The organism is Algibacter marinivivus (assembly GCF_003143755.1).
Classification (GTDB): Bacteria; Bacteroidota; Bacteroidia; order Flavobacteriales; family Flavobacteriaceae; genus Algibacter_B; species Algibacter_B marinivivus.
This window is the reverse complement of the sequence record NZ_QFRI01000002.1, coordinates 384,053-398,168: the sequence shown is the minus strand read 5'-3', so window position 1 is coordinate 398,168 and position 14,116 is coordinate 384,053. Positions and strand designations below refer to the sequence as shown.

The window sequence follows — 14,116 nt, the reverse complement described above, 5'->3', positions numbered from 1 at the left end:
TATTATTAAATGATAAATTTTATCAATTAGAATATAATTTTAAAAAATATGGCACATGTTTTTTGAAGCTATTAAATCAGTAATTTTAGTAAATCAATAAATCTTAATTAATAACTGAATATAACACAAAACGATAAGTAATGGATAACAATGGAAATCACAGCATGAATGGAGACCCAAGTCAATGCCCTTTTTTAAGCGGAGATCAAAAGAAAACCGCAGGACGCGGAACAAGCAATAGAGATTGGTGGCCTAACGAATTAAAACTGAATATTCTAAGGCAAAATGCTTCTAAATCTAATCCAATGGGAGAAGCGTTTGACTACGCTAAAGCATTTAATAGTGTTGATTTTGCTGCTTTAAAACAAGATGTTATCAATTTAATGACAGATTCTCAAGATTGGTGGCCTGCAGATTATGGGCATTATGGAGGTTTCATGATTCGTATGGCGTGGCATAGTGCAGGAACATATAGAGTTGGAGATGGTAGAGGAGGAGCTGGTTCTGGAACACACCGTTTTGCACCTTTAAACAGTTGGCCAGATAATGGGAATTTAGATAAAGCACGCTTATTATTATGGCCTGTAAAAAAGAAATACGGAAACAAAATTTCTTGGGCAGATTTAATGATTCTTGCGGGTAACTGCGCTTTAGAATCTATGGGCTTTCCAACCTTTGGGTTTGCAGGAGGAAGAGAAGATGTTTGGGAGCCAGAACAAGATATTTATTGGGGAAGTGAAACAGGTTGGCTAGATAATGATGACCGTTACGATACTAGCGATGGTGATTTAGAAGGCCATTTAGGAGCAGTACATATGGGCTTAATTTATGTAAATCCTGAAGGGCCTAATGGCGAACCTGATCCATTAAAATCTGCACATGATATTAGAATTACTTTTGGACGTATGGCTATGAATGATGAAGAAACCGTGGCTTTAGTTGCTGGCGGGCATACCTTTGGAAAAGCCCATGGAGCAGCAGATCCAGATAAATACGTTGGAGCAGAACCTCATGGCGCACCTATTGAAGAAATGAGTACAGGTTGGAAAAACACGTATAATTCTGGTGTTTTAGATGATACGATTACTAGTGGGTTGGAAGGTGCGTGGACACCAAGTCCTACAACATGGAATGATGAATATTTTGATGTGTTATTAAATTACGATTGGGAATTAACAAAAAGTCCTGCAGGTGCACACCAATGGACACCAAAAAATGCTGATGCAAAACAAGCGCCTGCTGCTGGTGGAAATGGTACGCAAGCTTTAATGATGACTACCGCAGATATGGCTTTAAAGAAAGACCCTGGGTTTTTAAAAATTTCTCAGCGTTTCCATGAAGACCATAAAGCTTTTGAAGATGCGTTTGCTAGAGCGTGGTATAAATTAACGCATCGTGACATGGGGCCTGTTTCTCGTTATTTGGGTCCTGAAGTTCCTAGTGAAGAGTTGATCTGGCAAGACCCAATTCCTGCTGTAAGTTATAATTTAAGTGATTCAGATATTGAATCTTTAAAGAAAATGGTCTTAGCGTCTGGTTTATCAATTTCAGAATTGGTAAAAACGGCTTGGGCATCGGCTTCAACATTTAGAGGTTCAGATATGCGTGGTGGTGCCAATGGTGGTCGTCTGCGTTTAGAACCTCAAAGAAGTTGGGAAGTAAATAATCCTGCGGAATTAAATAAAGTATTGAATGTTTTGGAAGGTATTCAAAAGGATTTTAGCGGAACCGTTTCAATGGCAGATTTAATTGTTTTGGCTGGAAATGCTGGTGTTGAAGAAGCAGCTAAAAATGCAGGTCATAATATTTCTGTAACATTTACACAAGGTAGAGGAGATGCTTCTCAAGAACAAACCGATTTAGAATCTTTTGGTTATTTAGAACCGTTGGCTGATGGGTTTAGAAATTACATGAATCCAAAATTAAAAGTAGCTGCCGAAGATTTATTGGTTGATAGAGCAAATTTATTAACGCTTTCTATTCCAGAAATGACAGCTTTAGTAGGTGGTTTACGAGTATTAGGAACAAACTATGATGGTTCAGATTATGGTGTTTTTACAGATAGCGTTGGAAGTTTAACTAACGATTTCTTTTCAAATATTTTAGATTTTGCTTACACTTGGAGTGCAACGTCTGTTGATGATACTATTTTTGAAGGACGAGACAGAAGAACAGGAGCAGTTAAATTTACAGGAACACGAGCAGATTTGATTTTTGGTTCGAATACTGAATTAAGAGCAGTTGCTGAAGTGTATGGTGCTAACGATGGACAAGAGAAATTTGTAAACGATTTTGTTGCAGCTTGGACTAAAGTGATGAACTTAGATCGTTTTGATTTAAAATAATGATAGTTGTCTCCTTGAGCGTAGACGAAAGGCTCAACCTGACATTGAAAATTAATTTAGAAGGGATGAGTTTTTATGCTCATCCTTTTTATTTTTTAAAATAGAACTATGAACGAAACAGAATTGTTTTTTTATACTATTCAGCAAGGTATTGCAGGTAATATTCAAGCACAACTAGAAAGAAACCCAGAATTAGTGAATGTAAAAGACGCTAGAGGTTTTACGCCTTTAATTTTCGCATCTTATTTTGATAAAGAAGCTATTGTTAAGGTTTTATTGCAGCATAAAGCTCCAGTTGACGATACAGATGCTCAAGGTAATACAGCACTAATTGGTGTTGCTTTTAAAGGCAACATAGGTTTAGCAACTTTATTAATGAAACATGGCGCAGATGTAAATGCTAAAAATAAAAATGGTGTAACACCTTTAATTTTTGCTTCAATGTATAATCAAGTAAAAATGATTGAAATGCTTTTGAAACATGATGCTGATGTCTCTTTGAAAGATAAAGATGGAAAAACAGCTATAGATTATGCTGAGGAAAAAGGTTTTAAAAGTATTGTAGAGTTTTTGAATTAGTTTGAATTTGGGAGGTTCGTTTAACGGTTTTGTGTATGGTTAGTTGTGTTTAAGCACTAAAGTTAGCAATTAAATCACAGATAGAAAGTCCGCGAGGACTTTCGTAAGTAGGCTATAACCAGCAATGAATTATACACGGTGTTGTAAAACGTTTTTATTTATCACGTTTCAAAATTATTGAGTCTTCAGAATCAAATTCGGTCGGACGTATTCCTTCAAAGCCGATAGCAAATTCCATTGTGTCATCATCAATAAAATTCGAGATACAGAGTAGTTTCTTTTGTTTTTTAGTCTCAAACATCGTTACTATTAAATCTACTTGTATAGGTTTTGTTTCGCTATTTATTTCATAGGTCATACTTCCTTTTTTTCCATTTTGGACAAACTCTTTTCCGCCCATTATTTGTCCTTGTATTTCGAAGTATGCATAACCTTCCGAATCAAAGTTCAAGTATCCTATATCTTTTTCATCTTCTCCAATCCACTTTCCAATGAATTTTCCTTTATCATTTTCATTAGAATTAAATTCTAATTTCGTCCATAATCGAGATGTAACTACTTTCTTTTTATATTTTGCTGGTCGAACTTTTATTTGTTCCGTTGCTTGCTTTATTAATTTATCAATTTCATCTGATTGTGGATATGATTTAACTTTTATGTCAATTATTTCCGCTTTTTCAGTTACAGTCAGATAAACATAAACGTTGCCATTAAATTCCGTTTCAGAATTCAGTTTTTCGTTTATCAATCCATTTAGATTTTTTTCAGCACAAGCAATTTGTTCTTTTTCCGAAATTCCATTTTCACAATCATTTTCAAATGGCAATTCCGTCAGAATTGCATAATGATAAATTCCTTCTTTTTTCTGTTTGAAAGGTTTTAATTTATATCCTTTTTCAGCCGAATCATCTGCGTCTAAAAAATGTCCTTTCGGAATTTGTCCAATCGCAAACATTGGAATCAGAAGTAAAATTGTCAAAAAGTTTAATTTGTATTTGCTCATTTTGTTAGTTTGGGTAAATGTTTTACAATGTTTTACTGATATGCGTCGTTTTAATGCCTTATATCCGGTGTTAAACGAAGGTAGCTGAAATTTTTTACAATATCAAGTTTCAATAAAAACAAAAAAACCACTTCTATTGAAGTGGTTTTTAATACTCATTTTTCTCTTTCAATTAGGTGTCAATAGAACCCATAACACGCCCCATAAAACTGTTTAAAGCTTCTTTTTTAGGTGTACCATCTTTAGTCATTTTATTAACTTCAATAGCACCATACATGTTAGAAATCAATTCACCTATAACATCTAATTCTTCATCTTTTAATGAAGGTACTTCTGTTAAAGCTTCTAAAGTTTCAATGGTTTCAACAATAAAATCTTCATCGTTGTCTTCAATAAACTGCGTTAAGTGTTTAATTACTGGTAACTTCATTTACTAAATCTTTTAAAACATCAAACTTGTTAGTCTGCACTTGGTTTACAAATGCACCATTCTTAAAAGTAGCAAACGTTGGTAAATTATCAACAGTTGCTAATTTTCTACTTTCTGGAAACTTTTCCGCGTCAGCTATAATAAAAGTAACGTCTTCCAATTCAGAAGCTAACTTTTTTACTTTCGGTTTCATGATACGACAATTACCGCACCAAGTTGCAGAATATTGAACAACTACAGTATCGTTATCTGAAACTAAGCTTTGTAAATTATCTTGATCTAATTCTTTTACCATAATACTAACTAGTTAGCATGAGCAGCTAAATACTCTGCAGTAGCTTTAGCATTAGCACTCATAGCGTTCTTACCTTCTTCCCAGTTTGCAGGACAAACTTCTCCTTTTTCTTGAACGTGTGTTAACGCATCAACTAAACGTAAATACTCATCAACATTTCTCCCTAAAGGCATGTTGTTAATGCTTTCGTGTTGTACAACACCATTTTCATCAATAATATAAGTAGCTCTGTAAGTCACATTATCACCTTCAACTTGAACTGTTCCTGTTTCTTCGTCGTAAGTTTCGTTAGTAATATCTAAGATGCCTAAAACACTAGATAAGTTTCTGTTGCTATCTGCAAGAATTGGATATGTTACACCTTCTATACCACCGTTATCTTTTGCAGTACTTAACCATGCAAAATGTACTTCTGGTGTATCACAAGAGGCACCAATTACAATGGTATTTCTTTTTTCAAACTCACCTAAAGCTGCTTGAAATGCATGCAATTCTGTTGGACATACAAAAGTGAAATCTTTTGGGTACCAAAACAATACTACTTTTTTCTTATTGTTAACTGCTTCTTCTAGAACGTTTACTTTAAAAGTATCGCCCATGTCGTTCATTGCGTCAACGTTTAAATCTGGAAATTTTTTTCCTACTAATGCCATTTTTATTTAAAATTTTATAATTAAGATTCGTTTTTCAGTGTGCAAAAATAGATTACAACTAAAGAAAATAAAACATCACAAAATTTTAAATACCTATTGATTAATAGTATTTATTTATGGGTGTTGAAAATGAGAACCTTACTAGGTTATTTTGAAGATTTTAATTGTTTTATTTTAATTGAAAATGCAGCGAATAGTAATGTTGTAAACGGGCTTAACCAATTAAAAATGGCGTAAAAGAAATACTCAGCAACACCTACACCCAAAACACCAGATTGGTATGCACCACATGTATTCCAAGGAATTAAAACAGAAGTTACAGTTCCAGAATCTTCAAGAGTTCTACTTAAATTCTCTGGAGCTAAACCTTTGTCTTCAAAAGCTTTTTTAAACATTTTCCCTGGGATAACAATAGCTAAATATTGATCTGAAGCAATGGTATTTAATCCTAAACAACTAATTACTGTACTAGCAAATAACCCAAAAACAGATGTAGCAACAGAAAGTAGTGCACTTGTAATTCTTGATAATGCTCCAATACCATCCATAATACCTCCAAACACCATAGCGCAGAGAATTAGATAAATAGTCCAAAGCATGCCTTTCATTCCTCCTGCAGAAAAGAGGTCGTTTAATTTTTCGTTTTCAGTAGTTATCTGAGTGTCTGTAAAGACAGAAGTTATAACTGATGATAATTTAGAATCTCCCAAACTATTCAAAATATCTGGTTGAAAAATAAATGCAAAAATAGCAGCTAATAAAACACCAGCACTTAATGCTATTAATGGTTTAGTTTTTAAAAGAATTAATCCAATAACAGCTAAAGGAACTAAAAACAGCCAAAGCGAAATATTGAATGTGTTATCTATAGTTTCTAACAAATTACTAACATCTGCAGAGCCAGAAGTTGTAATTGTAAAACTTAATATTCCAAAAACAATAAGTGTTACAATTATTGTTGGTACAGTTGTAAAACTCATATAACGTATGTGCGTAAACAAATCAGTTCCAGCCATAGCAGGAGCAAGGTTAGTTGTATCACTTAATGGCGACATTTTATCTCCAAAATAAGCTCCAGAAATAACGGCTCCGGCAATCATACCGGGGTTTATTCCTAAAGCTGTACCAATACCAACAAGTGCAATACCAACAGTAGCCGAAGTTGTCCAGGAACTTCCTGTAGCTATTGATATAACAGCTGAAATTATAACTGATGCAGGTAGAAATATCTCAGGGCTTAAAACTTGTAAACCATAGTAAACCATTGCAGGAATAACACCACTAACCAACCAAGTGCCTGCAAGAGCACCAACTAAAAATAAAATCATTATGGGAACAAATACGCTTTTTAAATTTTCCCAAATCTCAGTAAGCATTCTGTTAATTGAAACCTTATTAAAAAAACCAACTATGGCTGCAATTGCACCACCAATAAGTAAAATAAATTGATTAGAATATTCCCCTAAAAGTTCACCATCAGCAAATATTATATTGTAAAAAAGTAATGCCATTAGAAGTACAACAGGTATAAGAGCTTCTAAAAAGTTAAGTTCTTTGTTTTCTATAATGTTTTGATCGTGGGCTTTGAATTCAGAAATATTCTTGTCGTCTTGCATCTATAGGTTTTTTAGTTATGTAATGTTACGATTTTCGTTAATGGTATGCAAATCCTTTGAGATGCTTACATTTGCATTTCATTTTAAAATAATAAATGGACTCATTAACCCAAATTGTATTAGGAGCCGCTTGTGGTGAAGCGGTATTAGGAAAGAAAATAGGAAACAAAGCGTTATTATTTGGCGCCATTGGAGGTACTATTCCTGATTTAGATGTTTTGGTTGGAGGATGGCTTTATGGTAACGAAATTGATGCCATGTTATTCCATAGAGGGTTTATGCATTCCATATTGTTTTCAGTTATTGCTGCACTTCTATTAGGATGGTTGTTTTTTAAGCTTTATAATACTGGTAAACGATTAGATTCAACTACCCAAAAAGATTGGATTAGTTTATTCTTTTGGTCATTATTTACACATCCTATTTTAGACTGTTTTACGCCATATGGTACGCAATTATTTGCCCCTTTTAGCAATTACAGAGTCGCATTAAATAATATTGCTGTAGCTGATCCTGCCTACACCTTTCCTTTTTTGATAAGCATGATTGTGCTTATGTTTTTTAAAAGAACATCAAATAGAAGAACGTTGTGGTTAAAATTAGGAATTGGTATCAGTTCAGTTTATATGTTTTTTACATTAGGGAATAAGCTTTACATAGATTCTGTTTTTAGAAAGTCTTTAAAAGACAGTAATATTAGTGAATTGAGATTCAGTACCCAGCCTGCTATTTTTAATAATGTTTTATGGTATGGAATTGTGGAAACTGAAGCATCGTATTTTGTTTCAGATTACTCTTTATTAGATACAAAAAATAGATTTTTAAATTTTAGAAAAGTACCAAAACAACGTGATTTAAAACCTTCTCAATTTAAAGATATTAAAGATTTAGCTTGGTTTAGCAATCAGTATTATAGTGTTTATAAAATCAAAGAAAACGAATATCAATATAACGATTTACGTTATCCACTTCTAGATATAGAAAACCCTAATACTTCCGTATTTAGTTTGTTGTTATACAAAGAAAATAACAGGCTAAACATGAAGCCATTCGAACCTAAATTTGATAGTTTAGCTGATATTATGGCATCTTTATGGGAGCGTATTAAAGGCATTTAATTTTTTTTGGGCGCAACCCAAGGGTCGGGCTATCCGTTACAAGTCCTCGTACCTCTCCCGATAGCTATCGGGATCGGGCTGTGGGCTATCCACTTCTATCCCTTGCGCGATTTAATTTAAAGCGTTTTTGCAAGCTCAGGTATATGCTTTAAAATATCTAACTCAACCATACATTCTTTCATCATGTTATAAGTACGCTCTATATCTGCATCTAAACCAATAGAAAAACGAATCAATCCATCGCTTAAACCCATTTCCTTTTGCTCATCTTCTGGAATCTCAGAAGAAGTAGAGCTTCCAGGAGCACTAAATAGTGTTTTGTAGAATCCAAGACTAACAGCTAAATAACCAAGGTTTTTGTTTTGCATAAGCTCCATAAGTTCGTTAGCTTTTTCTAAAGAACCTACATCTATAGTAAGCATCCCACCAAAGCCGTAAGCTTCATTCATCATGCTTTTAAATAATTCATGAGACGGATGCGATTTTAAACCAGGATATACTGTTTTTAAGCCATCTGCTTCAAACTTTTCAGCCAAAAACAAGCCATTTTTACTATGCTGCTGCATTCTTATATGTAATGTTCTTAGGTTTTTTAAAACAGAAGCAGCACGTAAACTATCCATAGTAGACCCTAAAAGCATAGATGCGCCATCGTTTACATTTCGTAATTCATCTATAAAATCTTGTGTACCACAAACCACACCACCAACAGTATCACTAGACCCGTTTATAAATTTAGTTAAACTGTGGATTATAATATCTGCACCTAAAGTAGCTGGAGAGATTGATAATGGCGAAAACGTATTGTCAACTACTAATTTTAAGTTGTGTTTTTTGGCAATTTTAGCTAACCCTCTTATATCAGCTATTTCCAAAAGCGGATTACTCACAGACTCGCAATAAATAATCTTTGTGTTTTTGGTTATCGAAGCTTCTACAACATCAAGTTTTGTAATATCTATAAAACTAGTTTCAATATTAAATTTTGGTGTAAAGTTTTTCAAAAAGGCGTATGTGCCACCATAAATGGTTCTACTAGAAATAATATGATCTCCAGCACTGCATAACTGCATAATAACAGGTGTTATAGCACCCATTCCAGAAGCTGATACATTGGCAGTTTCTGTACCCTCCATTGCAGCTAAGGCTTCACCTAAATACAAATTTGAAGGTGTAGAGTGTCTTGAGTATAAGTAACAGCCATCTGAATTACCCTCGAAAGTGTCAAACATCGTTTTTGCAGATAAGAAAGTATAGGTTGATGAATCTGAAATTGAAGGATTAACACCTCCAAATTCACCAAAGTACTGTAAATCTTGAATATTGTTTGCGGGTTTAAAAGCCATTTTATAATATATTTTGTTATGCAAAATTTAATAATTTTAGACTTAAAAACAATGTAATATTATTTATTTAGAAAATAAAACTATATATTTATATAATTATAGATTTTAAGTTTAATTTAGTTTCGCTTAAAGTCTTTTTAATGAAATTATTTCGATTATGACTTTTGATGCTACAGATAAAAAACTCTTAGAATACATTCAGCAGGATAGTAAACAGACGAATAAAGAGCTTTCAAATAAACTAGGTTTGTCAGTTACTGCGGTATACGAAAGAATAAAAAAACTTGAAAAGGAAGGGTTTATAGATGGTTACATAGCTATAGTAAATAAAGAAAAGGTTAACAGAAACTTTGTAGTGTTTTGTCATGTTAAACTGGTTCAGCACAGTCAAGAGTTTGTTATTAAATTTGAAAAAGAAGTAAAACAATTAAGTGAAGTGCTGGAGTGTTATCATTTAAGTGGTGACTATGATTATTTGTTAAAAGTTATTGTGGAAGATATGACTGCCTTTAGAGAATTTATGGTTAATAAATTAACTAGTATTAATCATATTGGTAGTACACACAGTATGTTTGTAATTAATGAAGTTAAACACAGTACAGCAATAAATTTCTAGATGCAATCAACTCTTTACAAAGGTTTCGAACTGTTTATTATTTTTGTTTTAGTGCCAATTAGTTTTGTTTTAAACTATTCGCCTTGGATTAAACTTGGAATTGGTTTTATTGGTTTTACTTATGTGATTTATGTTTTGTTGAAAATTGAAAAACTAAAATTTAAATTATCTAAGCAAATAGATTGGAAAACATTTTGGAAAAGCACAATTTTAAAACTCTTTATTATTGGTATTATCACAACAGTTTTCGTTTGGATAACTGATAAGACTCAACTTTTTAATGTGCTTTTAAATAAACCCATTAAATGGTTGTTTATACTGTTTGTTTACAGTTTTTTTTCTGTGTACCCACAAGAATTAATTTATAGAACCTTTTTCTTTAAAAGATATAGACCATTATTTAAGAATACTGGTTTGCTTATTTTTATAAATGCCATATTGTTTTCTTTAGCTCATTTACTGTTTAATAGTGGCTTAGTACTTTTTTTAACTTTTTTAGGAGGGGCGCTATTTGCATTAACATTTAAAAAAACAGAGTCAACACTATTAGTATCTATAGAGCATGCTATTTATGGATGTTGGCTTTTTACCGTTGGTATGGGATCTATGTTAGGATTTCCAACTTAAAATTTATATAAAATCTTGTATGTCTTTTTTTTTACTATTTTTAAGGAGCTATTACTAATCAAAAAAACCATATTTAAGACATGAAAAAATTAGGATCAATTATTTTAGGATTTATTATTGGAGCAGTATTAACGTATTACTTTTGTCCACGACCAGAAGGAGATATGCCAACAATGCACGCTGAAAACAAAATACCTAAAGACACTATTTCTGTTGCGCAAGCTAAAATATTAAGCAATAATTGGGAAAAGAATAATCAAACTGAAATAGATTCTATAATAGAAGTAGAAGGTTCTAAAAAGAAAACACGTTCCGTATGGTGGTCATTAGATGAGGTTAATGAATATCTAACCTATGCCAAGGCAAAATCAGATAGTTTAGGATATACTATGACGGGAGTTCGTGTGTATTTGGGTAATTATGGCAATGTAAAAAATCCAATAAAAAAGAACAGAAATACCATGTTTATTGTACCTACAGGACCAAGAAAAACATCGAAAGCAAGTAGTTTAAATGTGTTTTTACCGCCAACTGACAATGATATACCTACGCCTCCGTTAAACGAAGGGGGTAACGGTAATGGTGGATATCCACAATAACATTAATGAATGACTTTTTATTAGAATACTATAGCACTATTACTTTTAGTGTAGAAATCTTAGCAGCTGTTACAGGTTTAATACTTTATAAAAAGTATAAATTAACAGCTGCTAAATATTTTATATGGTTTTTGGCTTACCTGACTATTTTTGACTTTATCGGATCTAATTATGTTAAGCATATTTTTAATAATGGTTTTTTAAGTTTTTTAGAAGATTCTGTTTTTGTTAAAAACTTTTGGTTATATACCATATATTGGAAGATAGGTGCTCCAATTTTTTTTGCATTCTTTTATTTTAAAATTCTAAGTGAAAATTTATTTAAAATTATAGTTAAATATACTAGTTATAGTTTTTTGTTTTTTTCCCTTACATATGTAGTTTTTAATTGGAGTGATTATTTTATTCGTTTTTTTCCTATTATTAGTATTTTAGGGGCATTAATCATATTTCTTTGTACTGTTTTTTATTTTATTGAAATTTTACAGAGCGATAAAATCCTTACTTTTTATAAATCTCTAAATTTTTACATTAGTGCAGCTATCTTTATTTGGTGGCTTATTATTACGCCCTTAGTTTTTTATGATATTTACAATTCAAATAAAGATTGGAATTTTATTTTTTTAAAATGGCAAATCTATTTATTTGCTAACATTGTTATGTATTTAACTTTTACATTTGCTTTAATATGGTGCAAACCGGAGAACGATTAGCTAGTACAGCTTCCGAGCGTTATTTATTGGTGTATATGATATTAGTATTAATTATCATTACATCATTAGTTATTGTGTTTTTTGTTGTGTTTCAAAAACGGAAAAATAAATTACTTCAGGATAGAATAAAGCAGCAACAAGCCTTTGAAGCAGAAATTATACAAGCTCAAACTGAAGCTCAAGAGCAAACTTTAAAAAATATTGGCTGGGAGTTACATGATAATGTTGGTCAACTTTTGTCTTTTGCTAGTATGCAATTAAGTATTTTAAAAATGCAAGTTGCAGATGATGTTAGAGATAAGTTTAAAGATACTTCTGAGGCCCTCAGTAATGGTTTAAAAGAAGTGCGAGCACTTTCAAGAACACTTAATAATGATGTGATTTTAAACATTGGTTTTGAGAAATCTATAACTAATGAGTTGGATAGAATGAAAAAGATGAAATTCACCTCTGCTGAACTTAAAATTATTGGTAATAAAGTAGATTTTAATGATCGAAAACATGAAATCATTATTTTCAGAATTCTTCAAGAATTCTTATCCAATTCGGTTAAATATTCTGAAGCAAAAAATATAAGTATTACTTTAGATTATCAAGTCGAACAAGTGATTATTACAGCAACAGATGATGGAAAGGGCTTTGATATAAATGAAATTGAACAAGGTTCTGGTTTAATTAATATGAAAAGTAGAGCTGCTTTGATTGGAGCCAATTTAAATTTGAATTCTAAATTAGGTGAAGGCGTAGAATTAGTACTAAATTATCCTTTATCTTAATTACCCTAAGTACTTAAATACCTTTTTTAATAAACTCATTTTTCCCTTGTAAGGTGCATATCTAAACGAAGGGTCAAACCAATTGCCTCGTTTAATAATTGATTTTTTATTTGAGAAAGTATCAAATCCATGTTTACCATGATAGCTTCCGGTTCCACTATCGCCAACACCTCCAAAAGGCAATCTGTGATTACCAAAATGAATCAATAAATCGTTAATAACACCCCCTCCAAAACTGTATTTTTTTATAATACTTTCAATAAAATCTGAGTGCTCTGAAAATACATAAAACGATAATGGTTTTTCTGTATTCCAGATAATAGTTTCAATATCAAGTTCAGTTTCGTAAGTTAAAATAGGCAATACAGGACCAAATATTTCTTCTTGCATAATCTTGCTATCTAAACTCGGTTCATCAATTAATGTTGGAGATATATAACAATCTTCTATTTGTATATCTCCTCCAAATATGATGTTTTGACCCTCTAGTAAAGTTTCAATGCGTTTGGTATTATTCTTATTTATTATTCGTGGAAAATCTGGTGATGTTTTTGGGTTGCTGCCATAGCGTTTAATAATTTCGGCTTTTAAAACTTCTATAAGGTTTTCTTTAATGTTATTTTTTACTATAACATAATCTGCTGCAATACAGGTTTGCCCACCATTTAAAAGTTTGCCCCAAACTAATCTTCTAGCTATAAGTTTTAGATTTACAGAATCATCAATTATACAAGGTGATTTACCACCAAGTTCTAGTACAACAGGCGTTAAATGTTTTGCTGCAGCTTCAGCAACAATTTTACCCACTTTTGTGCTTCCTGTAAAGAAAATATAATCCCATTTTTGAGCTAATAAAGCCGTAGATGTTTCAATACCGCCTTCAATGGAAACTGCAAAGTTCTCAGAAAATACATTTTGAATGATTTCAGTTGTTATTTTGGAAGTATGTTTTGTTAATTCACTTGGTTTTAAAACTACAGTGTTTCCAGCAGATATGGCCATTATTAAGGGTTCCAAAGCTAATAAGAATGGATAATTCCAAGGCGCTATTACAAGAACATTACCATAAGGTTCACTATAAATATAATCTTTGGAAGGAAAGTTTAATAATGAGGATTTAATGCGTTTTGGTCTAGCCCACCTTTTTAAATTCTTTATTGCCAAGTTTAATGAGTTCATTACTAAACCTATCTCACTAAGATATCCTTCAAATTCTGATTTTTTGAAATCCTTTTCTAATGCATTAAAAATGGCTTGTTCTTTTGATAAGATTTCAAGCTTTAATGCTTTTAAAAGTGATAATCTATAATCAATATCTTTAGTTTTTTGAGATTTAAAAAACTGTTGCTGCTCTTTTATAATACTTGGGATGCGACTCAAAATAATAGTATTTTTTTAAA

14 protein-coding genes are annotated in these 14,116 nt (G+C 31.9%); 7 read left to right on the top strand and 7 right to left on the bottom strand.

The window, feature by feature from the left end:
* Positions 1-140 precede the first annotated feature (140 nt).
* Both katG and DIS18_RS10075 read left to right on the top strand, forming a co-directional pair.
* Entirely contained in the window at positions 141-2,345 is a 2,205-nt protein-coding gene (gene katG / locus DIS18_RS10080; protein WP_109352950.1) for a catalase/peroxidase HPI, read from the top strand.
* Positions 2,346-2,453: 108 nt separating this feature from the next.
* Positions 2,454-2,924 (top strand): ankyrin repeat domain-containing protein, encoded by a 471-nt coding sequence (locus DIS18_RS10075; protein WP_109352949.1) that lies wholly within the window; start codon positions 2,454-2,456, stop codon positions 2,922-2,924.
* Positions 2,925-3,078: 154 nt separating this feature from the next.
* On the opposite strand, the gene DIS18_RS14960 is transcribed toward DIS18_RS10075, so the two are convergent.
* The 5 genes from DIS18_RS14960 to nhaC all read right to left on the bottom strand — a co-directional run bounded on the left by DIS18_RS14960 (position 3,079) and on the right by nhaC (position 6,921).
* Positions 3,079-3,927 carry a hypothetical protein gene (locus DIS18_RS14960; protein ID WP_181364032.1) on the bottom strand — a complete coding sequence of 283 codons (849 nt, stop codon included), beginning with the start codon at positions 3,925-3,927 and terminating at the stop codon, positions 3,079-3,081.
* A gap of 172 nt (positions 3,928-4,099) precedes the next feature.
* Positions 4,100-4,357 carry a DUF6952 family protein gene (locus DIS18_RS10065; RefSeq protein WP_109352948.1) on the bottom strand — a complete coding sequence of 86 codons (258 nt, stop codon included), beginning with the start codon at positions 4,355-4,357 and terminating at the stop codon, positions 4,100-4,102.
* A complete protein-coding gene (locus DIS18_RS10060) occupies positions 4,338-4,652 on the bottom strand; it encodes a thioredoxin family protein (protein WP_109352947.1) in 315 nt (104 codons plus the stop codon). The genes DIS18_RS10065 and DIS18_RS10060 overlap by 20 nt, the downstream gene beginning before the upstream one ends.
* 8 nt (positions 4,653-4,660) lie before the next feature.
* Complete coding sequence (locus DIS18_RS10055) at positions 4,661-5,305, bottom strand: peroxiredoxin (RefSeq protein WP_109352946.1); 645 nt, start codon at positions 5,303-5,305, stop codon at positions 4,661-4,663.
* A 146-nt stretch (positions 5,306-5,451) separates the two neighbouring features.
* A complete protein-coding gene (nhaC, locus tag DIS18_RS10050; protein ID WP_109352945.1) occupies positions 5,452-6,921 on the bottom strand; it encodes a Na+/H+ antiporter NhaC in 1,470 nt (489 codons plus the stop codon).
* Positions 6,922-7,016: 95 nt separating this feature from the next.
* Here nhaC and DIS18_RS10045 point away from each other — a divergent pair, with 95 nt between their 5' ends.
* Entirely contained in the window at positions 7,017-8,039 is a 1,023-nt protein-coding gene (locus DIS18_RS10045) for a metal-dependent hydrolase (protein WP_109352944.1), read from the top strand.
* Positions 8,040-8,155: 116 nt separating this feature from the next.
* On the opposite strand, the gene DIS18_RS10040 is transcribed toward DIS18_RS10045, so the two are convergent.
* Positions 8,156-9,385, bottom strand: coding sequence for an aminotransferase class I/II-fold pyridoxal phosphate-dependent enzyme (locus tag DIS18_RS10040; protein ID WP_109352943.1), 1,230 nt, complete (start codon positions 9,383-9,385; stop codon positions 8,156-8,158).
* A gap of 157 nt (positions 9,386-9,542) precedes the next feature.
* Here DIS18_RS10040 and DIS18_RS10035 point away from each other — a divergent pair, with 157 nt between their 5' ends.
* The 4 genes from DIS18_RS10035 (at position 9,543) to DIS18_RS10015 (ending at position 12,716) form a co-directional block, all read left to right on the top strand.
* Positions 9,543-10,001 (top strand): Lrp/AsnC family transcriptional regulator, encoded by a 459-nt coding sequence (locus DIS18_RS10035; protein WP_109352942.1) that lies wholly within the window; start codon positions 9,543-9,545, stop codon positions 9,999-10,001.
* Positions 10,002-10,628: a CPBP family intramembrane glutamic endopeptidase gene (locus DIS18_RS10030; RefSeq protein ID WP_109352941.1), complete on the top strand. Its 627-nt coding sequence runs from the start codon at positions 10,002-10,004 to the stop codon at positions 10,626-10,628.
* An 80-nt stretch (positions 10,629-10,708) separates the two neighbouring features.
* Positions 10,709-11,227, top strand: a complete 519-nt coding sequence (locus DIS18_RS10025) for a hypothetical protein (protein WP_109352940.1) — start codon at positions 10,709-10,711, stop codon at positions 11,225-11,227.
* Between the two features lie 688 nt (positions 11,228-11,915).
* On the top strand, positions 11,916-12,716 hold the full coding sequence (locus DIS18_RS10015; RefSeq protein WP_109352938.1) for a sensor histidine kinase: 801 nt from the start codon (positions 11,916-11,918) through the stop codon (positions 12,714-12,716).
* On the opposite strand, the gene DIS18_RS10010 is transcribed toward DIS18_RS10015, so the two are convergent.
* Complete coding sequence (locus tag DIS18_RS10010) at positions 12,717-14,096, bottom strand: aldehyde dehydrogenase (protein ID WP_109352937.1); 1,380 nt, start codon at positions 14,094-14,096, stop codon at positions 12,717-12,719.
* Between the last annotated feature and the right edge of the window lie 20 nt (positions 14,097-14,116).

Excerpts from the sequence above, each read along its gene's own strand:
- katG (WP_109352950.1), top strand. The coding sequence starts at position 141 with ATGGATAACAATGGAAATCACAGCATGAATGGAGACCCAAGTCAATGC.
- DIS18_RS10075 (WP_109352949.1), top strand. The coding sequence starts at position 2,454 with ATGAACGAAACAGAATTGTTTTTTTATACTATTCAGCAAGGTATTGCA.
- DIS18_RS14960 (WP_181364032.1), bottom strand. The coding sequence starts at position 3,927 with ATGAGCAAATACAAATTAAACTTTTTGACAATTTTACTTCTGATTCCA.
- DIS18_RS10065 (WP_109352948.1), bottom strand. The coding sequence starts at position 4,357 with ATGAAGTTACCAGTAATTAAACACTTAACGCAGTTTATTGAAGACAAC.
- DIS18_RS10060 (WP_109352947.1), bottom strand. The coding sequence starts at position 4,652 with ATGGTAAAAGAATTAGATCAAGATAATTTACAAAGCTTAGTTTCAGAT.
- DIS18_RS10055 (WP_109352946.1), bottom strand. The coding sequence starts at position 5,305 with ATGGCATTAGTAGGAAAAAAATTTCCAGATTTAAACGTTGACGCAATG.
- nhaC (WP_109352945.1), bottom strand. The coding sequence starts at position 6,921 with ATGCAAGACGACAAGAATATTTCTGAATTCAAAGCCCACGATCAAAAC.
- DIS18_RS10045 (WP_109352944.1), top strand. The coding sequence starts at position 7,017 with ATGGACTCATTAACCCAAATTGTATTAGGAGCCGCTTGTGGTGAAGCG.
- DIS18_RS10040 (WP_109352943.1), bottom strand. The coding sequence starts at position 9,385 with ATGGCTTTTAAACCCGCAAACAATATTCAAGATTTACAGTACTTTGGT.
- DIS18_RS10035 (WP_109352942.1), top strand. The coding sequence starts at position 9,543 with ATGACTTTTGATGCTACAGATAAAAAACTCTTAGAATACATTCAGCAG.
- DIS18_RS10030 (WP_109352941.1), top strand. The coding sequence starts at position 10,002 with ATGCAATCAACTCTTTACAAAGGTTTCGAACTGTTTATTATTTTTGTT.
- DIS18_RS10025 (WP_109352940.1), top strand. The coding sequence starts at position 10,709 with ATGAAAAAATTAGGATCAATTATTTTAGGATTTATTATTGGAGCAGTA.
- DIS18_RS10015 (WP_109352938.1), top strand. The coding sequence starts at position 11,916 with ATGGTGCAAACCGGAGAACGATTAGCTAGTACAGCTTCCGAGCGTTAT.